This window comes from Methylopila sp. 73B (genome assembly GCF_000526315.1).
Classification (GTDB): Bacteria; Pseudomonadota; Alphaproteobacteria; order Rhizobiales; family Methylopilaceae; genus Methylopila.
Genome location: NZ_JAFV01000001.1, coordinates 1,730,598 through 1,749,805 on the forward strand (window position 1 = coordinate 1,730,598; position 19,208 = coordinate 1,749,805).

A 19,208-nucleotide genomic window follows, 5' to 3' on the forward strand; every position below is an offset into this window, starting at 1 on the left:
GCGAAGGCTCCGTTCTTTTCTCTAAATCGTCTCTAGGGGTTACGTCTTGAACTCGCTGCGGGAAGATCAGGCGTACTTCGCCTGAACCTCCTGCGCGACGTTCGACGGAACCTGCTCGTAGTGGTCGAATTCCATGCTGTAGTTCGCCCGGCCCTGGCTGAACGAACGCAGCGTGTTGATGTAGCCGAACATGTTGGCGAGCGGGACCATGGCGTTCACCACGTTCGCGTTGCCGCGCATGTCCTGGCCCTGGATCTGGCCGCGGCGGGAGTTGAGGTCGCCGATGACCGAGCCGGTGTAGTCTTCAGGCGTGACGACCTCGACCTTCATGATCGGCTCGAGCAGCACCGCGCCGCCCTTCTGCAGGGCCTCGCGGAACGCCGCACGGGACGCGATTTCGAAGGCGAGCGCCGAGGAGTCGACCTCGTGGTACGCGCCGTCGACCAGCTCGACCTTGACGTCGACCACGGGGAAGCCCGCAACCACGCCCGAACCAAGAACGGACTCGAGGCCCTTCTGCACGCCCGGGATGTACTCCTTCGGCACAGAACCGCCGACCACCTTCGACTCGAAGGCGAACCCGGCGCCGACTTCGTTCGGCGAGATGTGGAACTTCACGCGGGCGAACTGGCCGGTGCCGCCGGTCTGCTTCTTGTGCGTGTAGTCGATGTCGACCGGCTTCGTCAGAGTCTCGCGGTACGCGACCTGCGGAGCGCCGATGTTCGCGTCGACCTTGTAGGTGCGGCGCAGGATGTCGACCTTGATGTCGAGGTGGAGCTCGCCCATCCCCTTGAGGATGGTCTGGCCCGACTCCTGATCGGTCGACACGCGGAAGGACGGGTCCTCGGCCGCGAGCTTCGACAGGGCAATGCCCAGCTTCTCCTGGTCGGCCTTGGTCTTCGGCTCGATCGCGATCTCGATGACCGGCTCCGGGAACACCATTTGCTCCAGGATCACGGCCTTCAGCGGATCGCACAGCGTGTCGCCGGTGCGGACGTCCTTGAGGCCGGCCAGGGCGACGATGTCGCCGGCGTAGGCTTCCTTGATGTCTTCGCGGTTGTTCGCATGCATCAGGAGCATGCGGCCGACGCGCTCCTTCTTGTCGCGGGTCGAGTTCAGCAGGGTCGAACCCGACTCCAGCTTGCCCGAGTAGACGCGGCAGAAGGTGATGGTGCCGACGAACGGGTCGTCCATGATCTTGAACGCGAGGACCGAGAGACCTTCGTCGTCGGACGGACGGCGAACGACCGGCTCTTCGGTCTTGAAGTCGACGCCGTCGACCGCGCCGCGATCGAGCGGGCTCGGAAGATAGTCGACCACCGCGTCGAGCAAGGGCTGAACGCCCTTGTTCTTGAAGGCCGAGCCGCAGAGCACAGGCGTGAAGGCGCGCGTGATCACGGCCTTGCGGAGCAGGCCCTTCAGCGTCGCCTCGTCGGGCTCTTCGCCTTCGAGGAACTTCTCGAGCGCCGCGTCGTCGAGCTCGACGGCCCGCTCGATCATCATGTTGCGGTATTCGAGAGCCTGATCGGCGAGATCAGCCGGAATCTCTTCGTCGTGGTAGTTCGCGCCGAGGTTCTCGTTCTCCCACACCACCGCCTTCATGCGGACGAGGTCGATGATGCCGAGGAAGTTCGACTCCGAACCGATCGGAAGCTGAATGCAGACCGGCTTACCGGCGACGCGGCTGTCGATCTCGCTGACGCAGCGGAAGAAGTCCGCGCCGATCTTGTCCATCTTGTTGACGAACACGATGCGCGGCACTTCGTACTTGTCGGCCTGACGCCACACGGTCTCGGTCTGCGGCTCGACGCCCTGGTTGCCGTCGAGCACGCACACGGCGCCGTCGAGCACGCGGAGCGAACGCTCGACTTCGATCGTGAAGTCGACGTGGCCCGGCGTGTCGATGATGTTCAGGCGGTGGTCGTTCCAGAAAGTCGTCGTCGCAGCGGACGTGATCGTGATGCCGCGCTCCTGCTCCTGCTCCATCCAGTCCATGGTCGCGGCGCCGTCGTGGACTTCGCCGATCTTATGGGACTTGCCGGAATAGAACAGGACGCGCTCGGTCGTCGTCGTCTTGCCGGCATCAATGTGGGCCATGATGCCGAAGTTACGATAGTCTTCGATCGCGTGGGAACGGGCCATGATCTCAGTCCTTCAATCTCTGCTCGATTACCAGCGGTAGTGCGAGAAGGCGCGGTTCGCTTCCGCCATGCGGTGCGTGTCCTCGCGCTTCTTCACGGCGGAGCCGCGGTTGTTCGAAGCGTCGATCAGTTCGGCCGACAGACGGTCGACCATGGTCTTCTCGTTGCGGGCGCGGGCCGAAGCCAGCAGCCAACGAAGCGCAAGCGCCTGGCGGCGCTCCGGGCGAACCTCGACCGGGACCTGGTAGGTCGCGCCGCCGACCCGGCGGGAGCGAACCTCGAGGGCCGGCGCGATGTTGTCGAGCGCCTGGTGGAACACGGCGACCGGGCTCTGCTTGAGCTTGGTCTCCACGGTGTCGAAGGCGCCATAGACGATCGTTTCAGCGGCGGACTTCTTGCCGTGCTTCATGACCGTGTTCATGAACTTCGTGACCACGATGTCCCCGAACTTCGGATCGGGATGGACTTCGCGGCGTTCGGCGGAGTGACGACGGGACATATCTCAGAACCTCACTTCGGCCGCTTGGCGCCGTACTTGGACCGGCGCTGCTTGCGGTTCTTGACGCCCTGCGTGTCGAGCACGCCGCGAAGAATGTGGTAACGCACGCCCGGAAGGTCCTTCACGCGGCCGCCGCGGATCATGACGACCGAGTGTTCCTGGAGGTTGTGCCCCTCGCCAGGAATGTAGCCGATGACCTCGAAGCCATTGGTGAGACGAACCTTGGCGACCTTACGAAGCGCCGAGTTCGGCTTCTTCGGCGTGGTGGTGTAGACGCGCGTGCAGACGCCGCGCTTCTGCGGGCACGCCTGAAGCGCCGGAACCTTGTTGCGCGCCGTCGGCGCCTGCCGCGGCTTGCGGATCAACTGGCTGATGGTGGGCATCGTTGGCCTAACCGCTTCCCTTATAAACCGGCGTTCCGGACGGCCCAGGATGAGGACCGAACAGAACGAAATGACGCCTCCCTTCGGAAAACCGAAGGGGAGCGTCGCTCCCTGCAGAGGACCAACGACGACGAAGCGCCGGGGTCATGAACCGCAACTGACCGTGTGGTCGCGACAGCGTCTAATTCCGAAGGGTCGCTGCGTAGGCCGCATGCGACAGCGTGGAATTACCGCCTGCCGAAGAGTGAGCGGCTTCTACCGCGCGACTCGGACATAGTCAACAGCGCCACCGGACTTTCGGTCGCTCGAGGCGAAAACCGCCGGCCCAGACCTTAACGGCGGGCAAACGCCGGCCCGGCGAGACGTATTTCGCCGCGAATGTCGGATCCGGGGCCGCTCGCCCGTCCTTTGAACGGAACGCTTCAGAACCGCAAGAGGAGAATCGCCCGTGAGCTATGTCGATGGATTCGTCGTCGCCGTTCCCCTGGACAAGCTCGACGCGTACAGGGAGCTCGCCGAAACGGCGGCGGCCGTCTGGATGGAGCACGGGGCCCTGTCCTTTGTGGAGTGCGTCGCCGACGACGCGCCTTACGGCGAGTTGACCTCCTTCCCGCGCGCCGTCCAGCAGAAGGACGACGAGACGGTGTTCTTCTCCTGGATCGAATATCCGTCGCGCGAGGCGCGCGACGCGACGGTGGCGAAGGTCATGGCGGATCCGCGGCTCGAGGCGTCGATGAAGGACGCGCCGTTCGACGGCAAGCGCATGATCTTCGGCGGGTTCAAGGTCTTCGTCAGGCGTTGAGGCTATAAGGAAAGAGGGGCGGCCGATCGTCCGCCCCTCGCCGAGGACCCTGTCTTGACGCCTCTCAGTTCCTCCCGACGCGCCGTGGCTTTCGTCAACGTCGCCCATGCGCTCGACCATTATGTCCTGCTGATCTATCCGACCGCCGTGATCGCCATGGCGGCCGATCTCGGCCGTGACTATGGGCCGATGATCGCACTCTCCACGGGAGCTTTCGTCGCGTTCGGCTTGTTTGCGCTCCCGATGGGCTGGCTCGCCGAAAGGGTAGGACGCCGGAACTTGCTCGCGACGTTCTTTTTCGGCTGCGCGACGTCCCTCGCCGGGCTCACCGCTAGCTCGACGCCGACCGCGATCGCCCTGTGGCTGTTCGTCCTCGGCGTCTTTACGGCGATCTACCACCCAATCGGCGCCTCGCTCCTGGTCAGCCACGCGTCGTCGCTCGGGCGGTCGCTGGGCTGGAACGGGGTGTTCGGAAATCTGGGATCCGCCTTCGCCTCGGGCGGCACGGCGCTGCTCGCAAGCACGCTGGGCTGGCGCGCGGCGTTTCTCGCGCCGGCGGCGGTCTGCCTGGCGGTCGGACTGGCCTATCTCGTGTTCGCACCGGCGGAGGCGGAGTCCCGCGTGGCGGGGCCAAAAACGGCTCCGCCGTCGGGCGTTGGAATGAGAGTTCCCGTGCTGCTCGCGCTCTTCGCCGCCGCACTGATCGCCGGCGGCATGACGTTCAACATCACCAGCATCTCGCTGCCGAAAGCGATCGACGAGCGGCTGGGCCTCGACGTGCCGCTGGCCGTCACCGGCGCGCTGGTGACAGGCGTCTTTCTCTTCGGCGCAATGACGCAGCTGATCGTCGGCAGGCTCGTCGACAGGGTTCCGCTGCCGACGATCTTCGTCGGGCTTGCGGCGCTGCAGCCTCTCGGCCTCGGGCTCGCGGCGACGACGGACGGCGCGCCGATGCTGGCCGGCCTCGCGCTGGCGATCGCCGCGATCTACGGGCAGGTCGTGGTGAACGACGCGATGGTCGCGCGCTACACGCCGCCGCACCTCCGAACCAAGGCCTACAGCGTTCGCTACTTTCTGGGCTTCACCGCGAGCGGCTTCGCGGCCCCCCTGATCGCCGTGGCTCACGCCAGCGGCGGGTTCGGCCTGGTGTTCACGCTGGCCGCCGCGTTCGGGGCCGTCATCTTCGGGGCCGCCATCTGCTTCTTCGTCGCGTCGAAGCCAGCGGCCGTCCAGGCCTCCTCGAGCTGACCGTCCGAGCCTCCGGATCGAAGTGCGCCTCGGCCCCACTCCTGCAGCCTTGCGCAACGAAAAAGGGCCGCCGGTTATCCCGGCGGCCCTTTCCATCTTTCCGGAAGGGGCGCTAGGCCCCTCCCCTCACTCTGCGGCGTCGGAGGCCGGAAGCAGGCCGGCGTTCGCCGGAGTGACGCCCGACTCCTGCGCCTTCTGGGCGAGGATGAGTTCGTCGCGGTGGGTCGCGATCTCGCGGACCTTGCTCATGACCGAGCCGGTGCCCGCGGGGATGAGGCGGCCGACGATCACGTTCTCCTTCAGCCCCTCGAGGTCGTCCACCTTGCCGTTGACCGCGGCCTCTGTGAGGACGCGGGTCGTCTCCTGGAACGACGCGGCCGAGATGAACGAGCGCGTCTGCAGGCTGGCCTTGGTGATGCCGAGCAGCACCGGATGGCCGACCGCAGGCTTCTTGCCCTCGGCGATCATCTTGGCGTTGATCTCGTCGAACTCCATCCGATCGACCTGCTCGTTGGTGAGCAGCTCGGTCTCGCCGGCGTCGGAGATCTCGACCTTCTGCAGCATCTGGCGAACGATCACCTCGATGTGCTTGTCGTTGATCTGCACGCCCTGGAGCCGGTAGACCTCCTGGATCTCGTTGACGAGGTAAGCCGCAAGCTCCTCCACGCCCTTGATCGCCAGGATGTCGTGCGGCGCAGGGTTGCCGTCGACGATGTAGTCGCCCTTCTCCACGACGTCGCCGTCCTGCAGATGGACGTGCTTGCCCTTCGGGATGAGGTACTCGACCGGCTCGTCGCCGTCGCTCGGCACCAGCGTCAGGCGACGCTTGTTCTTGTAGTCCTTGCCGAACTGCACCGTGCCGGAGATCTCGGCGATGACCGCCGCATCCTTCGGCCGACGCGCCTCGAACAGCTCCGCCACCCGCGGCAGACCGCCGGTGATGTCGCGCGTCTTGGCGCTCTCCAACGGGATACGCGCCAGCACGTCGCCCGCTTGGACCTCGGAGCCGGGCGACACCGAGAGGATTGCGTCGGCCGCGAGCAGGTAACGCGCCTCGCCGCCCTTCGCGGGCTTCGCGATCTTGCCGTCGGGACCGTTGATCACGATCGCCGGCTTCAAGTCCGCGTTGCGCGTGGACGTCCGCCAGTCGGTGACGACGCGCTTGGTGATGCCCGTCGCTTCGTCCGAGCTCTCCTTGAGCGAAGCGCCCTCGACCAGGTCCTCGAACCCGGCCTTGCCGTCCACCTCGGTGAGGATCGGGCGGGTGTACGGATCCCACTCCGCGATGCGCTGGCCGCGCTTGATCTTGTCGCCGTCGTCGACCCGAAGCTTCGAACCGTAAAGGAGGCGGTGCGTCGACCGCTCCGTCACGCCGTCGGCGTCGAGGATGATGACGGCCACGTTGCGGCCCATGACGATCAGGTCGCCGTCCGAGTTCCGGGCGACGTTGCGGTTGCGAAGCTTGATCGTGCCCTCGAACGTGCTTTCGAGGAAGGACGAGTCCGCCAGCTGCGCCGTGCCGCCGATGTGGAACGTGCGCATCGTGAGCTGCGTGCCCGGCTCGCCGATCGACTGCGCCGCGATGACGCCGACGGCCTCGCCGTGGTTGACCGGGGTGCCGCGCGCTAGATCGCGGCCGTAGCAGGCCACGCAAACGCCGATCTTGGTCTCGCAGGTCAGCACCGACCGGATACGGACTTCCTGCACGCCGGCCGCGTGCACGAGGTCCACGTCCTTCTCGGTCACCAGCGTGTTCTTCGGGACGACCACTTCGCCCGTCGCCGGGTGGTAGACGTCCTCCGCGACGGTGCGGCCGAGAATGCGCATGCCGAGCGTGGCCACGATCTGGCCCGCGTCGATGACGGCGCGAACGCGGATGCCCGCCTCGGTGCCGCAATCGTCCTCGGTGATGATGCAGTCCTGCGCGACGTCCACGAGACGGCGGGTCAGATAGCCCGAGTTCGCGGTCTTCAGCGCCGTGTCCGCGAGGCCCTTACGAGCGCCGTGGGTGGAGTTGAAGTACTCGAGAACCGAGAGGCCTTCCTTGAAGTTCGAAATGATCGGGCTCTCGATGATCTCGCCCGACGGCTTGGCCATCAGGCCGCGCATGCCGGCGAGCTGCTTCATCTGCGCCGGCGAGCCGCGGGCGCCCGAGTGGCTCATCATGTAGATCGAGTTGATCTGCTTGGTGCGCCCGGTCTCCTTGTCGATCTGGACCGCGGAGATCCGCGCCATCATCTCGTCGGCGATCTTGTCCGTGCACTTCGCCCAGGCGTCGACGACCTTGTTGTACTTCTCGCCCTGGGTGATCAGGCCGTCCTGGTACTGCTGCTCGTATTCCTTCGCGAGCGTCCGGGTGTCGTCGACGATCTTCGTCTTCGTCTCCGGCACGACCATGTCGTCCTTGCCGAACGAGATGCCCGCCTTGAACGCGTTGGTGAAGCCGAGCGTCATGATCCGGTCGCAGAAGATGACCGTGTCCTTCTGACCGCAGTTTCGGTAGACGGTGTCGATCATGTTCGAGATTTCCTTCTTCGTCATCAGCTTGTTGACGACGTCGAAGGTCAGCTTCGGGGTCTTCGGCAGCAGCTGGCCGAGCATCATGCGGCCAGGCGTGGTCTCGTAGATCTTGGAGGTCTTGTTGCCGTCGGCGTCGACGCCGATGTGACGACCCTTGATCTTGGTGTGCAGCGTCACCGCCTTGGTGAACAGGGCCTGCTCAAGCTCGCCCATGTTGGCGAAGGCCATGCCCTCGCCCGGCTCGTTGTCGCGCATCAGCGTCAGGTAATAGAGGCCCAGCACGATGTCCTGCGACGGCACGATGATCGGCTGGCCGTTCGCGGGATGCAGGATGTTGTTCGTCGACATCATGAGGACGCGCGCCTCCAGCTGGGCCTCGAGGCTCAGCGGAACGTGCACGGCCATCTGGTCGCCGTCGAAGTCGGCGTTGAACGCGGCGCAGACCAGCGGGTGAAGCTGGATCGCCTTGCCCTCGATCAGCACCGGCTCAAACGCCTGGATGCCGAGGCGGTGGAGCGTCGGGGCGCGGTTCAGCATCACGGGATGCTCGCGGATCACCTCGTCGAGGATGTCCCAAACTTCGGGCTTCTCCTTCTCGACGAGCTTCTTCGCCTGCTTCACGGTCGCTGACAGACCCTTGGCGTCAAGCCGCGAATAGATGAACGGCTTGAACAGCTCGAGCGCCATCTTCTTCGGCAGGCCGCACTGGTGCAGCTTGAGCTCCGGGCCGACCACGATGACGGACCGGCCGGAGTAGTCGACGCGCTTGCCGAGCAGGTTCTGGCGGAAACGGCCCTGCTTGCCCTTCAGCATGTCGGACAGCGACTTCAACGGACGCTTGTTGACGCCCGTGATGACGCGGCCGCGGCGGCCGTTGTCGAACAGCGCGTCGACGGCCTCCTGCAGCATCCGCTTCTCGTTGCGGATGATGATGTCCGGCGCGCGCAGCTCGATCAGCCGCTTGAGGCGGTTGTTGCGGTTGATGACGCGGCGGTAGAGGTCGTTGAGGTCGGACGTCGCGAAACGGCCGCCGTCGAGCGGCACGAGCGGACGCAGGTCCGGCGGGATGACCGGCACGATGGTCATGATCATCCAGTCCGGCTTGTTGCCGGACTCGATGAAGGCCTCGACGATCTTCAGGCGCTTGGCGAGCTTCTTCGGCTTGAGCTCGGTGGTGGCCTCCGAGATCTCGACGCGGATGTCGGCCGCCATCTTCTCGAGGTCGAGCGTGCGCAGCATCGACTGAATCGCCTCCGCGCCGATCTGCGCGGTGAAGGCGTCCTCGCCGTACTCGTCCTGGGCGCGGATGTACTCGTCTTCGGTGAGGAGCTGGCGGTCCTTGAGCGGCGTCAGGCCCGTCTCGAGCACCACGTACTTCTCGAAGTACAGGATCGCCTCGAGATCCTTGAGGGTCATGTCCATCAGCAGGCCGATGCGCGACGGCAGCGACTTCAGGAACCAGATGTGGGCGACGGGCGCGGCCAGCTCGATGTGGCCCATGCGCTCGCGGCGCACGCGCGAGAGGGTGACCTCGACGCCGCACTTCTCGCAGATGACGCCCTTGTACTTCATGCGCTTGTACTTGCCGCACAAGCACTCGTAGTCCTTGATCGGACCGAAGATCCGGGCGCAGAACAGGCCGTCGCGCTCCGGCTTGAAGGTCCGGTAGTTGATCGTTTCGGGCTTCTTGATCTCGCCGAACGACCACGAGAGAATCTTCTCGGGGCTCGCGATCGAGATCCGGATCTGGTCGAACGTCTGGGCCGGAACCTGCGTGTTGAAGAGATTCATCACTTCTTGGTTCATCGCCGTCTCCTTCCGCGTGACCCTGAGGCGCCGCCGCTCAACGCCGGCAAGGTCCGCTTAAAAATCCCAATGCAGCCCAGCGGGCGGACCCTGAGGTCCGTCCGCCGCACGATCGCTCCCCCGGAAGGAGCGACCGTCACTCCGCCGCGTCGGCGGGAGGAAGCTCGCCTGCGACGCGCTTCGACGTGTGCAGATCGACGTTCAGGCCAAGCGACCGCATTTCCTTCACGAGCACGTTGAAGCTCTCCGGAATGCCGGCCTCGAAGGCGTCGTCGCCACGGACGATCGACTCGTAGACCTTGGTGCGGCCCGCGACGTCGTCCGACTTCACCGTCAGCATCTCCTGCAGCGTGTAGGCGGCGCCGTAAGCCTCAAGCGCCCAGACCTCCATCTCGCCGAAGCGCTGTCCGCCGAACTGCGCCTTGCCGCCCAGCGGCTGCTGGGTGACGAGCGAGTACGGTCCGATCGAACGCGCGTGGATCTTGTCGTCCACGAGATGGTGAAGCTTGAGCATATATATGTAGCCCACCGTCACCTGTCGATCGAACGTCTCGCCCGTCCGCCCGTCGAAGAGCGTGACCTGCCCCGACGTCGCCACGCCCGCGAGCTCGAGCATGCGCTCGATGTCCGCTTCCTTGGCGCCGTCGAACACCGGCGTGGCGATCGGAACGCCGCGACGGAGGTTCTCCGACATCTCGACGAGCTCCTTGTCGTCGAGCTCTTTCACCTTCGGGTCGTCACCGTAGACGCTGTCGAGCGTCGATTTGAGCCCGCCGATGTCGGCGCCGGCGCGATAGGCGTCGATCGCCTCGCCGATCTTGCGACCAAGACCCGCGCAGGCCCAGCCGAGATGGGTCTCGAGGATCTGCCCAACGTTCATCCGGCTCGGCACGCCGAGCGGGTTCAGCACGATGTCGGCGTGGGTGCCGTCCGCGAGGAACGGCATGTCCTCCACCGGCACGATCCGCGACACGACGCCCTTGTTGCCGTGCCGGCCGGCCATCTTGTCGCCCGGCTGGATCTTGCGCTTCACCGCGATGAAGACCTTGACCATCTTCATCACGCCGGGGGGCATCTCGTCGCCGCGCTGCAGCTTCTCGACCTTGTCGAGGAACCGCTGCTCAAGCCGCTTCTTCTGCTCGTCGTACTGGGCGCGCATGGCCTCCAGCTCGGACATCATCTTGTCGTCCGAGACGGCGATCTGCCACCACTGGGAACGCGGGGCCTCGGTCAGGCTCTCGCGGGTGAGCTCCGCGTCCTTCCTGATCGTCTTCGGACCCGAGATGACGGTCTTGCCGACCAGCATCTCGCCGAGGCGCGCGTAGGTGTTGCGGTCCAGGATCGCGAGCTCGTCGTCGCGGTCCTTGGCGAGCCGCTCGATCTCCTCGCGTTCGATCGCCTGGGCGCGCTCGTCCTTGTCGACGCCGTGCCGGTTGAACACGCGCACTTCGACGATCGTGCCCGTCACGCCCGGCGGAACCCGGAGCGAGGTGTCGCGCACGTCGGAGGCCTTCTCGCCGAAGATGGCGCGGAGCAGCTTCTCCTCCGGCGTCATTGGGCTCTCGCCCTTCGGCGTGATCTTGCCGACGAGGATGTCGCCCGCCTGCACTTCCGCGCCGATGTAGGTAATGCCGGCTTCGTCGAGGTTCTTCAGCGCCTCTTCCGACACGTTCGGAATGTCGCGCGTGATCTCCTCAGGCCCGAGCTTGGTGTCGCGGGCCATCACCTCGAACTCCTCGATGTGGATCGAGGTGAAGACGTCGTCCGAGACGATCTTCTCGCTGAGGAGGATGGAGTCCTCGAAGTTGTAACCGTTCCACGGCATGAACGCGACGAGCACGTTCCGGCCGAGAGCCAGCTCGCCGAGCTCCGTCGACGGGCCGTCGGCGATGATCTCGCCCTTCTTGACGATGTCGCCGACGCGCACCAGCGGCTTCTGCGTGATGCAGGTCGACTGGTTGGAGCGCTGGAACTTCATCAGGCGGTAGATGTCGACGCCCGGCTTCGAGGCGTCGCTCTCCTCGTTCGCGCGGATGACGATACGGGTCGCGTCGACCTGGTCGATGATGCCCGAGCGGCGCGCGGCGATCGCGGCGCCGGAGTCGCGGGCGACCACGGCCTCCATGCCGGTGCCGACGAACGGAGCGTCCGCCTTCACCAGCGGCACGGCCTGCCGCTGCATGTTCGAGCCCATGAGAGCGCGGTTCGCGTCGTCGTTCTCAAGGAACGGGATGAGCGCAGCCGCGACCGAGACGAGCTGCTTCGGCGACACGTCCATGTAGTCGACGCGGTCGATCGAAACGAACACCACCTCGCCCATGTGCCGGCAGACGATCAGATCGTCCGTGAACTTGCCCGAAGCGTCGAGCACGGCGTTCGCCTGCGCGACGTGGTGCTTGGACTCCTCGACGGCCGAGAGGTAGTGCACCTCGTCGGTCACGGCGCCGTCGCGCACCTTGCGATAGGGCGCCTCGATGAAGCCGTACTTGTTCACGCGGGCGAAGGTGGCGAGCGAGTTGATCAGGCCGATGTTCGGGCCTTCCGGCGTCTCGATCGGGCAGATGCGGCCGTAATGGGTCGGATGCACGTCGCGGACTTCGAAGCCCGCGCGCTCACGCGTCAGACCGCCGGGCCCGAGCGCCGAGAGACGACGCTTGTGCGTGATCTCGGAGAGCGGGTTGGTCTGGTCCATGAACTGCGACAGCTGCGACGAGCCGAAGAACTCGCGCACGGCTGCGGCCGCAGGCTTCGCGTTGATCAGGTCCTGCGGCATTACGGTGTCGATCTCGACCGACGACATGCGCTCCTTGATGGCGCGCTCCATGCGGAGCAGGCCGACGCGGTACTGGTTCTCCATCAGCTCGCCGACCGACCGCACCCGGCGGTTGCCGAGGTGATCGATGTCGTCGATCTCGCCCTTGCCGTCACGCAGGTCGACCAGCGTCTTGATGACCGCGAGGATGTCCGCCTTGCGGAGCGTCCGCACCGTGTCCTCGGCGTCGAGATCGAGACGCATGTTCATCTTCACGCGGCCGACGGCCGAGAGGTCGTAGCGCTCGCTGTCGAAGAACAGCGACTGGAACATGTTCTCGGCGGTGTCGAGCGTGGGCGGCTCGCCCGGACGCATGACACGGTAGATGTCGAACAGGGCCTCCTCGCGGGAGTTGTTCTTGTCCACCATCAGCGTGTTGCGGATGTAGCCGCCGGTGTTGACGTGGTCGATGTCGAGCAGGTCGAGCTCGTCGATCCCGGCGTCCTGCAGCGTCTCGAGCAGCTTGGCGGTGATTTCCTCGCCCGCTTCCGCCCAGATCTCGCCGGTCTCGGCGTTGACGATGTCCTCGGCGATGTACTGCCCGACGAGCTCCTCGTTCGCGATCCGGAGATCCTTGACCCCCTTCTCGACGATCAGGCGCGCCTGACGGACGGTGAGCTTCTTCCCGGCCTCAAGCGCGACCTCGCCGGTGTCGGCGTCGATCAGGTCGACCGTGACGTTCATGCCCTTCATGCGCGCGCCGTCGAACGGCGTGCGCCAGGCCTCGCCGTCACGGACGTAGCGAACCTTGTTGTAGAAGGTGTCGAGGATTTCCTCGCCGTCCATGCCGAGCGCGAACATCAGCGACGTCACCGGAATCTTCCGGCGACGGTCGATGCGGGCGTGCACGATGTCCTTGGCGTCGAACTCGATGTCGAGCCAGGAGCCGCGGTACGGAATGATGCGGGCCGCGAACAGCAGCTTGCCCGAGGAGTGGGTCTTGCCCTTGTCGTGGTCGAAGAACACGCCCGGCGAGCGGTGCATCTGGGAGACGATGACGCGCTCGGTGCCGTTGACGATGAAGGTGCCGTTGTCCGTCATGAGCGGCATGTCGCCCATGTAGACGTCCTGCTCCTTGATGTCCTTGACGGACTTGGCGCCGGTCTCCTCGTCGACGTCGAATACGATGAGGCGCAGCGTGACCTTCAGCGGGGCCGCGAAGGTCATGCCGCGCTGACGGCACTCGTCGACGTCGTACTTCGGCTGCTCGAACTCGTACTTCACGAACTCCAGCATCGAGCTGTTCGAAAAGTCCGAGATCGGGAACACCGACTTGAACACGGTCTGGAGGCCTTCATCCGGCCGTGAGCCGCTCTGACCGAACAGAAGGAACTGGTCGTAAGACGCCTTCTGGATTTCGATCAGGTTCGGCATCGCCGCGACTTCGCGGATCTTGCCGAAGAACTTGCGGACACGCTTGCGGCCGGTGATCGTATGAGCCATCGTCTTCCTCATCCATGCCGGAGGGGCACGCCTGATCCAAAGACCGTCGGACCCGCCGGACGGTCCTTGGGTCAGGCGTGGCGGAGCCGGACGGTCCCGGGTCTCCGCTTGTACGTCACGCCGCCGGGACAGTGCCCGGAAGGCGCTTAAGCCGCGTGGGACGAGACGCTCGACGAGCGCCCCTTCCCCGCGGCTTTCGCGTGCCGCGGAAGCGCCCGAGGGGCGCTCCCGCGACGGCAGATCAGACGCAGGCCAAAAGCCTGCGACGGATCACTTGAGCTCGACCTTGGCGCCGGCCTTCTCGAGCTGGGCCTTGAGCTTCTCGCCCTCGTCCTTGGAAACGGCTTCCTTGACGGCCTTCGGGGCCGCCTCGACGAGGTCCTTGGCTTCCTTGAGGCCGAGGCCGGTGATCGCGCGGACCTCCTTGATGACCTCGATCTTCTTGTCGCCGACGGCGGCAAGCATGACCGTGAACTCGGTCTGCTCTTCGACCGGCGCAGCAGCGGCGGCCGCCGGGCCAGCGACCGCGACCGCCGCAGCGGCCGAGACGCCCCACTTCTCTTCCAGGAGCTTCGCGAGCTCCGCAGCTTCGAGAACCGTCAGGTTGGACAGTTCGTCGACGATCTTCGTCAGATCAGCCATTGTTCTACGTCCTTGAGTTCGAACCAGTTTTTGAAATGAAAAACGGCGTCACGCCGCCTCGTCTCGCTTGGCGTAAGCCCCGAACACGCGCGCAAGCTTTGCGGCAGGCGCGGTGGAGAGCTGCGCGAGCTTGGTCGCGGGCGCCTGAATGAGGCCCACGAGCTTCGCGCGCAGTTCGTCCAGCGACGGCAGCGTGGCCAGAGCCTTCACGCCGTCGGGGTTCAGGGAGGTCGCGCCCATGGCGCCGCCCAGGATCACGAACTTGTCGTGCCCCTTGGCGAACTCCACCGCGACCTTGGGCGCCGCCACCGGGTCCTCGCTGTAGGCGAGGATGGTCGGACCCGTGAGAAGGGATCCGATGTGGGCGACGTCCGTGCCATCGAGAGCGATCTTGGCGAGCCGGTTCTTCGCGACCTTCACGCTCGCGCCTGCGGCGCGCATCTGCCGACGAAGCGTCTGCATCTGGGCGACGGTCAGACCCGAGTAATGAGCGACGACGATGGCCCCGGAGTTCGAAAACACCGAGTTCAGCGTCGTGACCATTTCACGCTTTTCCGCGCGGTCCACGTGCTCTCTCCGGTTGACGATCCGACCTTGTGGGCCGAACCGCCGGGTTGCGACGACCGTTCGTCATGCGGGCCTGGAAGACCCGCTGGCGAACGGCGGCTTCAAGCCTGTCCGCGCGCGACGCGTGAACGCCGCGGCGATGGTTCGAACCGGCAGGACGGGCCGCTCGCGCGGGCCGAAATCCGGTCGTCCCCGTCTCAGCAGGTCCCGGTGCTCCGGGCTTAAGCGGCCTCCCCGTGGAGGTGCGCCTGCTTTCTCGGACAGGTTCGGAGGGGCGGACGGATCCGACCCTCCTTTTCTCCCGGAGCGAACTCCGGGCGAAATCGGGTTGTTCAGGCGCCGCCGACGACGGACGACGGCTCGACGTGCACGCCCGGGCCCATCGTCGAGGACACCGAGATCTTCTGCACGTACTGGCCCTTGGCGCCGGTCGGCTTGGCCTTCACCACGGCGTCCGCGAACGCCTTGATGTTCTGGACCAGCTTCTCGGCGTCGAACGAGGCCTTGCCCACGCCGCCGTGGATGATGCCCGCCTTCTCGACGCGGAACTCCACCGCGCCGCCCTTGGCGGCCTTGACCGCGCCAGCGACGTCCATGGTCACCGTGCCGACCTTCGGGTTCGGCATCAGGCCGCGCGGACCCAGCACTTTACCGAGGCGGCCGACGAGCGGCATCATGTCCGGGGTCGCGATGCAGCGATCGAAGTCGATCGTGCCGCCCTGAACGATCTCGAGCAGGTCTTCGGCGCCGACGATGTCCGCGCCGGCCGCCCTGGCCTCGTCAGCCTTAGGGCCGCGGGCGAACACGCCCACGCGCACGGTCCGGCCGGAGCCGTTCGGCAGCTGACACACGCCGCGAACCATCTGGTCCGCATGGCGCGGGTCGACGCCGAGGTTGATCGAGACCTCGATGGTCTCGTCGAACTTCGCCGTCGCGCGCTCCTTGACCAGGCCGATGGCCTCGTCGAGCGCATACAGCTTCAGGCGATCAACGCCCTCGCGGGATTTCGCGACGCGCTTTGCAAGCTTCGCCATGATCAGGCCTCCACCGTCAGACCCATGGAGCGGGCGGAGCCCGCGATCATCGCGACCGCCGAATCGACGGTGGCGCAGTTCAGGTCGGCCATCTTCTTCTCAGCGATCTCGCGCAGCTGGGCCTGGGTCACCTTGCCGACGGGAGCCGCCTTGCCGGTGGTCTTGGAACCAGACTTGATGCCGGCGGCCTGCTTCAGGAAGTAGCTGACCGGGGGCGTCTTGAGCTGGAAGGTGAACGAACGGTCCGCATAGGCCGTGATCACGACCGGGATCGGCATGCCCTTCTCGAGCTGGCCGGTCTGGGCGTTGAACGCCTTGCAGAACTCCATGATGTTCAGGCCGCGCTGACCGAGTGCCGGGCCAATCGGCGGCGACGGGTTTGCGGAGCCGGCCGGCACCTGCAGCTTGATGTAGCCTGTGATCTTCTTCGCCATTTAGATGCTCCTTGGACGGCGCTCGCATTCCGCCGTCGTTGTCCGTGGTGCGAACGGCGGCCCAGGCGAGCGAAGAGCCCGGCGCCTGTCTCCCACGGCGGGAAACGGATCAGACCTTTTCGACCTGCCCGTACTCGAGATCGACGGTCGTCGCGCGACCGAAGATCGACACGTCGATCTTGAGGCGCGCTCGCGCCTCGTCGACGTCCTGCACCACGCCCGAGAACGAGGCGAACGGACCGTCCGAAACCCGGACGTTCTCGCCGACCTCGAACGACACCGACGGCTTGGGCCGCTCGATGCCTTCCTGGACCTGCTGGATGATCCGGCCGGCCTCGGCGTCCGAAATCGGCGACGGCTTGTTGTCCGCGCCAAGGAAGCCGGTCACCTTCGGGGTGTTGCGGATCAGGTGGTAGGCCTGGTCCGTCAAGTCCATCTTCACCAGCACGTAGCCGGGAAAAAACTTGCGCTCGGCGTCGACCTTGCGGCCGCGACGCACCTCGACGACCTTTTCGGTCGGGACGAGAATTTCCTCGAAGAGATCCGAAAGCCCGGTCTGCTCCGCCTTCTCGCGGATCGACTCGGCCACCTTCTTCTCGAAATTCGAGTAGGCGTGGACGATGTACCAGCGCTTGCGCCGGCCGCCCACGGCCGTGTCGGTCGCGCTCATTGTCCGATTCCCAGAATCAGCGTGACGACGGTGCGGAGGATCATGTCGGCGAAAAAGAAAAACACGCTCGCCACGAACACGAACACGAACACCATGACGGTGGTGATCGTCGTCTCGCGACGAGTCGGCCACACCACTTTCGAGGTCTCGGCGCCCACCTCTTGAATGAACTCGACAGGACTGGTTTTCGCCATAGCCTCAATTCACGTCGAAAAGGGGCGCAGCCGACAGGTCCGCACCCCAGTATGTCGCTTCAGGTCGCATCGCCCGCAAGCGGGGCTCCCCAATTGGTCCGCGCATTGGCGAACCTAAAACCTTGATCCCACGCTGGCAGGAGTGGAGGGACTCGAACCCGCAACCTCCGGTTTTGGAGACCGGCGCTCTGACCAGTTGAGCTACACTCCTAAGCGCAGGGGTCTTGGGCGGGGGCTTCATATGCCACGCCCAAGGGCCGTTCGCAACCACCTGGGCGCGGACGGATCACGAAAAGCGCCGACGTCAACGCTTTCGAGAGCTTTGGCGCCGGCCGTCTGGTCGAACGGCCGGCGGTAACTTCGTTCGTCCCGCCCGAAGGCGGAGAATCACTCGATGATGGAAGCGACGACGCCTGCGCCGACGGTGCGTCCGCCTTCGCGGATGGCGAAGCGCAGCTTCTCCTCCATCGCGATCGGCACGATCAGGTGCACCTCCATCGCGATGTTGTCGCCCGGCATCACCATCTCGGTGCCCTCGGGGAGGTGCACCACGCCTGTCACGTCCGTCGTCCGGAAGTAGAACTGCGGACGGTAGTTCGTGAAGAACGGCGTGTGACGACCGCCCTCCTCCTTGGTGAGGATGTAAGCCTCAGCCTTGAACTTCGTGTGCGGCTTCACAGAGCCCGGCTTGCACAGGACCTGCCCGCGCTCCACGTCCTCGCGCTTCGTGCCGCGCAGCAGCGCCCCGATGTTGTCGCCCGCCTGGCCCTGGTCCAGAAGCTTGCGGAACATCTCGACGCCCGTCACCGTCGTCTTCACCGTCGCCTTGATGCCGACGATCTCGACTTCCTCGCCGACCTTCACGATCCCGCGCTCAACGCGGCCGGTCACAACCGTGCCGCGCCCCGAGATCGAGAACACGTCCTCGACCGGCATCAGGAACGGCTGGTCGATCGGCCGCTCCGGCTGCGGGATGTAGGCGTCCACCGCCTTCATCAGCTCGAGCACAGCGTCATGGCCGAGCTTCGGGTCGCCGCCCTGCAGCGCAACGACCGCCGAGCCCTTGATGATCGGAATGTCGTCGCCCGGGAAGTCGTACTTCGACAGAAGCTCGCGCACCTCGAGCTCGACCAGCTCCAGAAGCTCCTCGTCGTCCACCAGGTCGCACTTGTTCAGGAACACCACCAGCGCCGGAACGCCGACCTGGCGCGCCAGCAGGATGTGCTCGCGGGTCTGCGGCATCGGGCCGTCCGCCGCTGAAACCACCAGGATCGCGCCGTCCATCTGCGCCGCGCCCGTGATCATGTTCTTCACGTAGTCGGCGTGGCCGGGGCAGTCGACGTGCGCGTAATGCCGGTTCGCCGTCTCGTACTCCACGTGCGCCGTCGAGATCGTGATGCCGCGCGCCTTCTCTTCCGGCGCCTTGTCGATCTGGTCGTACGCCGTAAACGTCGCGCCGCCCGTCTCAGCAAGAACCTTCGTGATCGCCGCCGTCAGAGACGTCTTGCCATGGTCAACATGACCAATCGTCCCAATGTTGCAATGCGGCTTCGTCCGCGCGAACTTTTCCTTGGCCATCAGCGGTATCCTGCGTGAAGTCTCGTGTTTGGCGAGAAGCGACGCTCCTCTAGGCGGGTTTCGCTCGTTTCACAAGCGGGAAAAACGCGGCCGTTTCAACGACGGCCGCAAGCTCCTGCGCCGCGCGCCGCTAAACAGCGAAAGCCTCCCCGCTAAGCCTTGGATATCAGACGGCGCCGGCTTTCCCAGCAAGACCTGAGATTGGCCTTACCTACCCTCGGGCCGAACGGCTCAGGCTGGAAGACTTGGAGCGGGTGAAGGGAATCGAACCCTCGTATTCAGCTTGGAAGGCTGCTGCTCTACCATTGAGCTACACCCGCGCGCGAGAGGGCCGGTGGATGGTGGAGGGGGTTGGATTTGAACCAACGTAGGCTGAGCCAACGGATTTACAGTCCGTCCCCTTTAACCACTCGGGCACCCCTCCACAGTCCGGCC

Annotated in this window: 14 protein-coding genes and 3 tRNA genes; 2 read left to right on the plus strand and 15 right to left on the minus strand. The window is 65.4% G+C overall.

What is annotated here, in order from left to right:
- Nucleotides 1–66 precede the first annotated feature (66 nt).
- Genes fusA through rpsL form a run of 3 tightly spaced genes read right to left on the minus strand, consistent with a single transcriptional unit; the run spans nt 67 to nt 3,023 of the window.
- Nucleotides 67–2,142, minus strand: coding sequence for an elongation factor G (gene fusA, locus K244_RS0108305; protein WP_020185795.1), 2,076 nt, complete (start codon nt 2,140–2,142; stop codon nt 67–69).
- 27 nt (nt 2,143–2,169) lie between these two features.
- Complete coding sequence (gene rpsG, locus K244_RS0108310; RefSeq protein ID WP_020185796.1) at nt 2,170–2,640, minus strand: 30S ribosomal protein S7; 471 nt, start codon at nt 2,638–2,640, stop codon at nt 2,170–2,172.
- 11 nt (nt 2,641–2,651) lie between these two features.
- On the minus strand, nt 2,652–3,023 hold the full coding sequence (gene rpsL / locus K244_RS0108315) for a 30S ribosomal protein S12 (RefSeq protein WP_020185797.1): 372 nt from the start codon (nt 3,021–3,023) through the stop codon (nt 2,652–2,654).
- 448 nt (nt 3,024–3,471) lie between these two features.
- Between rpsL and K244_RS0108320 the strand changes: the two genes are divergently transcribed.
- Both K244_RS0108320 and K244_RS0108325 read left to right on the plus strand, forming a co-directional pair.
- Nucleotides 3,472–3,825 (plus strand): DUF1428 family protein, encoded by a 354-nt coding sequence (locus K244_RS0108320; RefSeq protein ID WP_020185798.1) that lies wholly within the window; start codon nt 3,472–3,474, stop codon nt 3,823–3,825.
- Between the two features lie 84 nt (nt 3,826–3,909).
- On the plus strand, nt 3,910–5,073 hold the full coding sequence (locus tag K244_RS0108325) for an MFS transporter (protein WP_020185799.1): 1,164 nt from the start codon (nt 3,910–3,912) through the stop codon (nt 5,071–5,073).
- A 126-nt stretch (nt 5,074–5,199) separates the two neighbouring features.
- Here K244_RS0108325 and rpoC read toward each other — a convergent pair whose 3' ends face one another.
- The 12 genes from rpoC to K244_RS0108385 all read right to left on the minus strand — a co-directional run bounded on the left by rpoC (nt 5,200) and on the right by K244_RS0108385 (nt 19,197).
- Nucleotides 5,200–9,399, minus strand: a complete 4,200-nt coding sequence (gene rpoC, locus K244_RS0108330; RefSeq protein ID WP_020185800.1) for a DNA-directed RNA polymerase subunit beta' — start codon at nt 9,397–9,399, stop codon at nt 5,200–5,202.
- Nucleotides 9,400–9,535: 136 nt separating this feature from the next.
- A complete protein-coding gene (gene rpoB / locus K244_RS0108335; protein WP_020185801.1) occupies nt 9,536–13,654 on the minus strand; it encodes a DNA-directed RNA polymerase subunit beta in 4,119 nt (1,372 codons plus the stop codon).
- Between the two features lie 270 nt (nt 13,655–13,924).
- A complete protein-coding gene (gene rplL / locus K244_RS0108340; protein WP_020185802.1) occupies nt 13,925–14,296 on the minus strand; it encodes a 50S ribosomal protein L7/L12 in 372 nt (123 codons plus the stop codon).
- Between the two features lie 48 nt (nt 14,297–14,344).
- On the minus strand, nt 14,345–14,863 hold the full coding sequence (rplJ, locus tag K244_RS0108345) for a 50S ribosomal protein L10 (protein ID WP_024816395.1): 519 nt from the start codon (nt 14,861–14,863) through the stop codon (nt 14,345–14,347).
- A gap of 332 nt (nt 14,864–15,195) precedes the next feature.
- The gene (rplA, locus tag K244_RS0108350; RefSeq protein WP_020185804.1) at nt 15,196–15,897 is read right to left on the minus strand and encodes a 50S ribosomal protein L1; all 702 of its coding nucleotides are present in this window, start codon (nt 15,895–15,897) and stop codon (nt 15,196–15,198) included.
- Nucleotides 15,898–15,899: 2 nt separating this feature from the next.
- Nucleotides 15,900–16,331 (minus strand): 50S ribosomal protein L11, encoded by a 432-nt coding sequence (gene rplK / locus K244_RS0108355; protein ID WP_020185805.1) that lies wholly within the window; start codon nt 16,329–16,331, stop codon nt 15,900–15,902.
- Between the two features lie 109 nt (nt 16,332–16,440).
- Nucleotides 16,441–17,001 (minus strand): transcription termination/antitermination protein NusG, encoded by a 561-nt coding sequence (nusG, locus tag K244_RS0108360; protein ID WP_020185806.1) that lies wholly within the window; start codon nt 16,999–17,001, stop codon nt 16,441–16,443.
- Complete coding sequence (gene secE / locus K244_RS0108365) at nt 16,998–17,195, minus strand: preprotein translocase subunit SecE (protein ID WP_020185807.1); 198 nt, start codon at nt 17,193–17,195, stop codon at nt 16,998–17,000. Before secE ends, nusG begins: the two co-directional genes overlap by 4 nt.
- Before the next feature lie 134 nt (nt 17,196–17,329).
- Nucleotides 17,330–17,406, minus strand: a tRNA-Trp gene (locus K244_RS0108370).
- A gap of 176 nt (nt 17,407–17,582) precedes the next feature.
- Complete coding sequence (tuf, locus tag K244_RS0108375) at nt 17,583–18,773, minus strand: elongation factor Tu (protein WP_020185794.1); 1,191 nt, start codon at nt 18,771–18,773, stop codon at nt 17,583–17,585.
- A gap of 246 nt (nt 18,774–19,019) precedes the next feature.
- A tRNA-Gly gene (locus K244_RS0108380) sits at nt 19,020–19,093 on the minus strand.
- A 19-nt stretch (nt 19,094–19,112) separates the two neighbouring features.
- Nucleotides 19,113–19,197 (minus strand) — tRNA-Tyr (locus tag K244_RS0108385).
- Between the last annotated feature and the right edge of the window lie 11 nt (nt 19,198–19,208).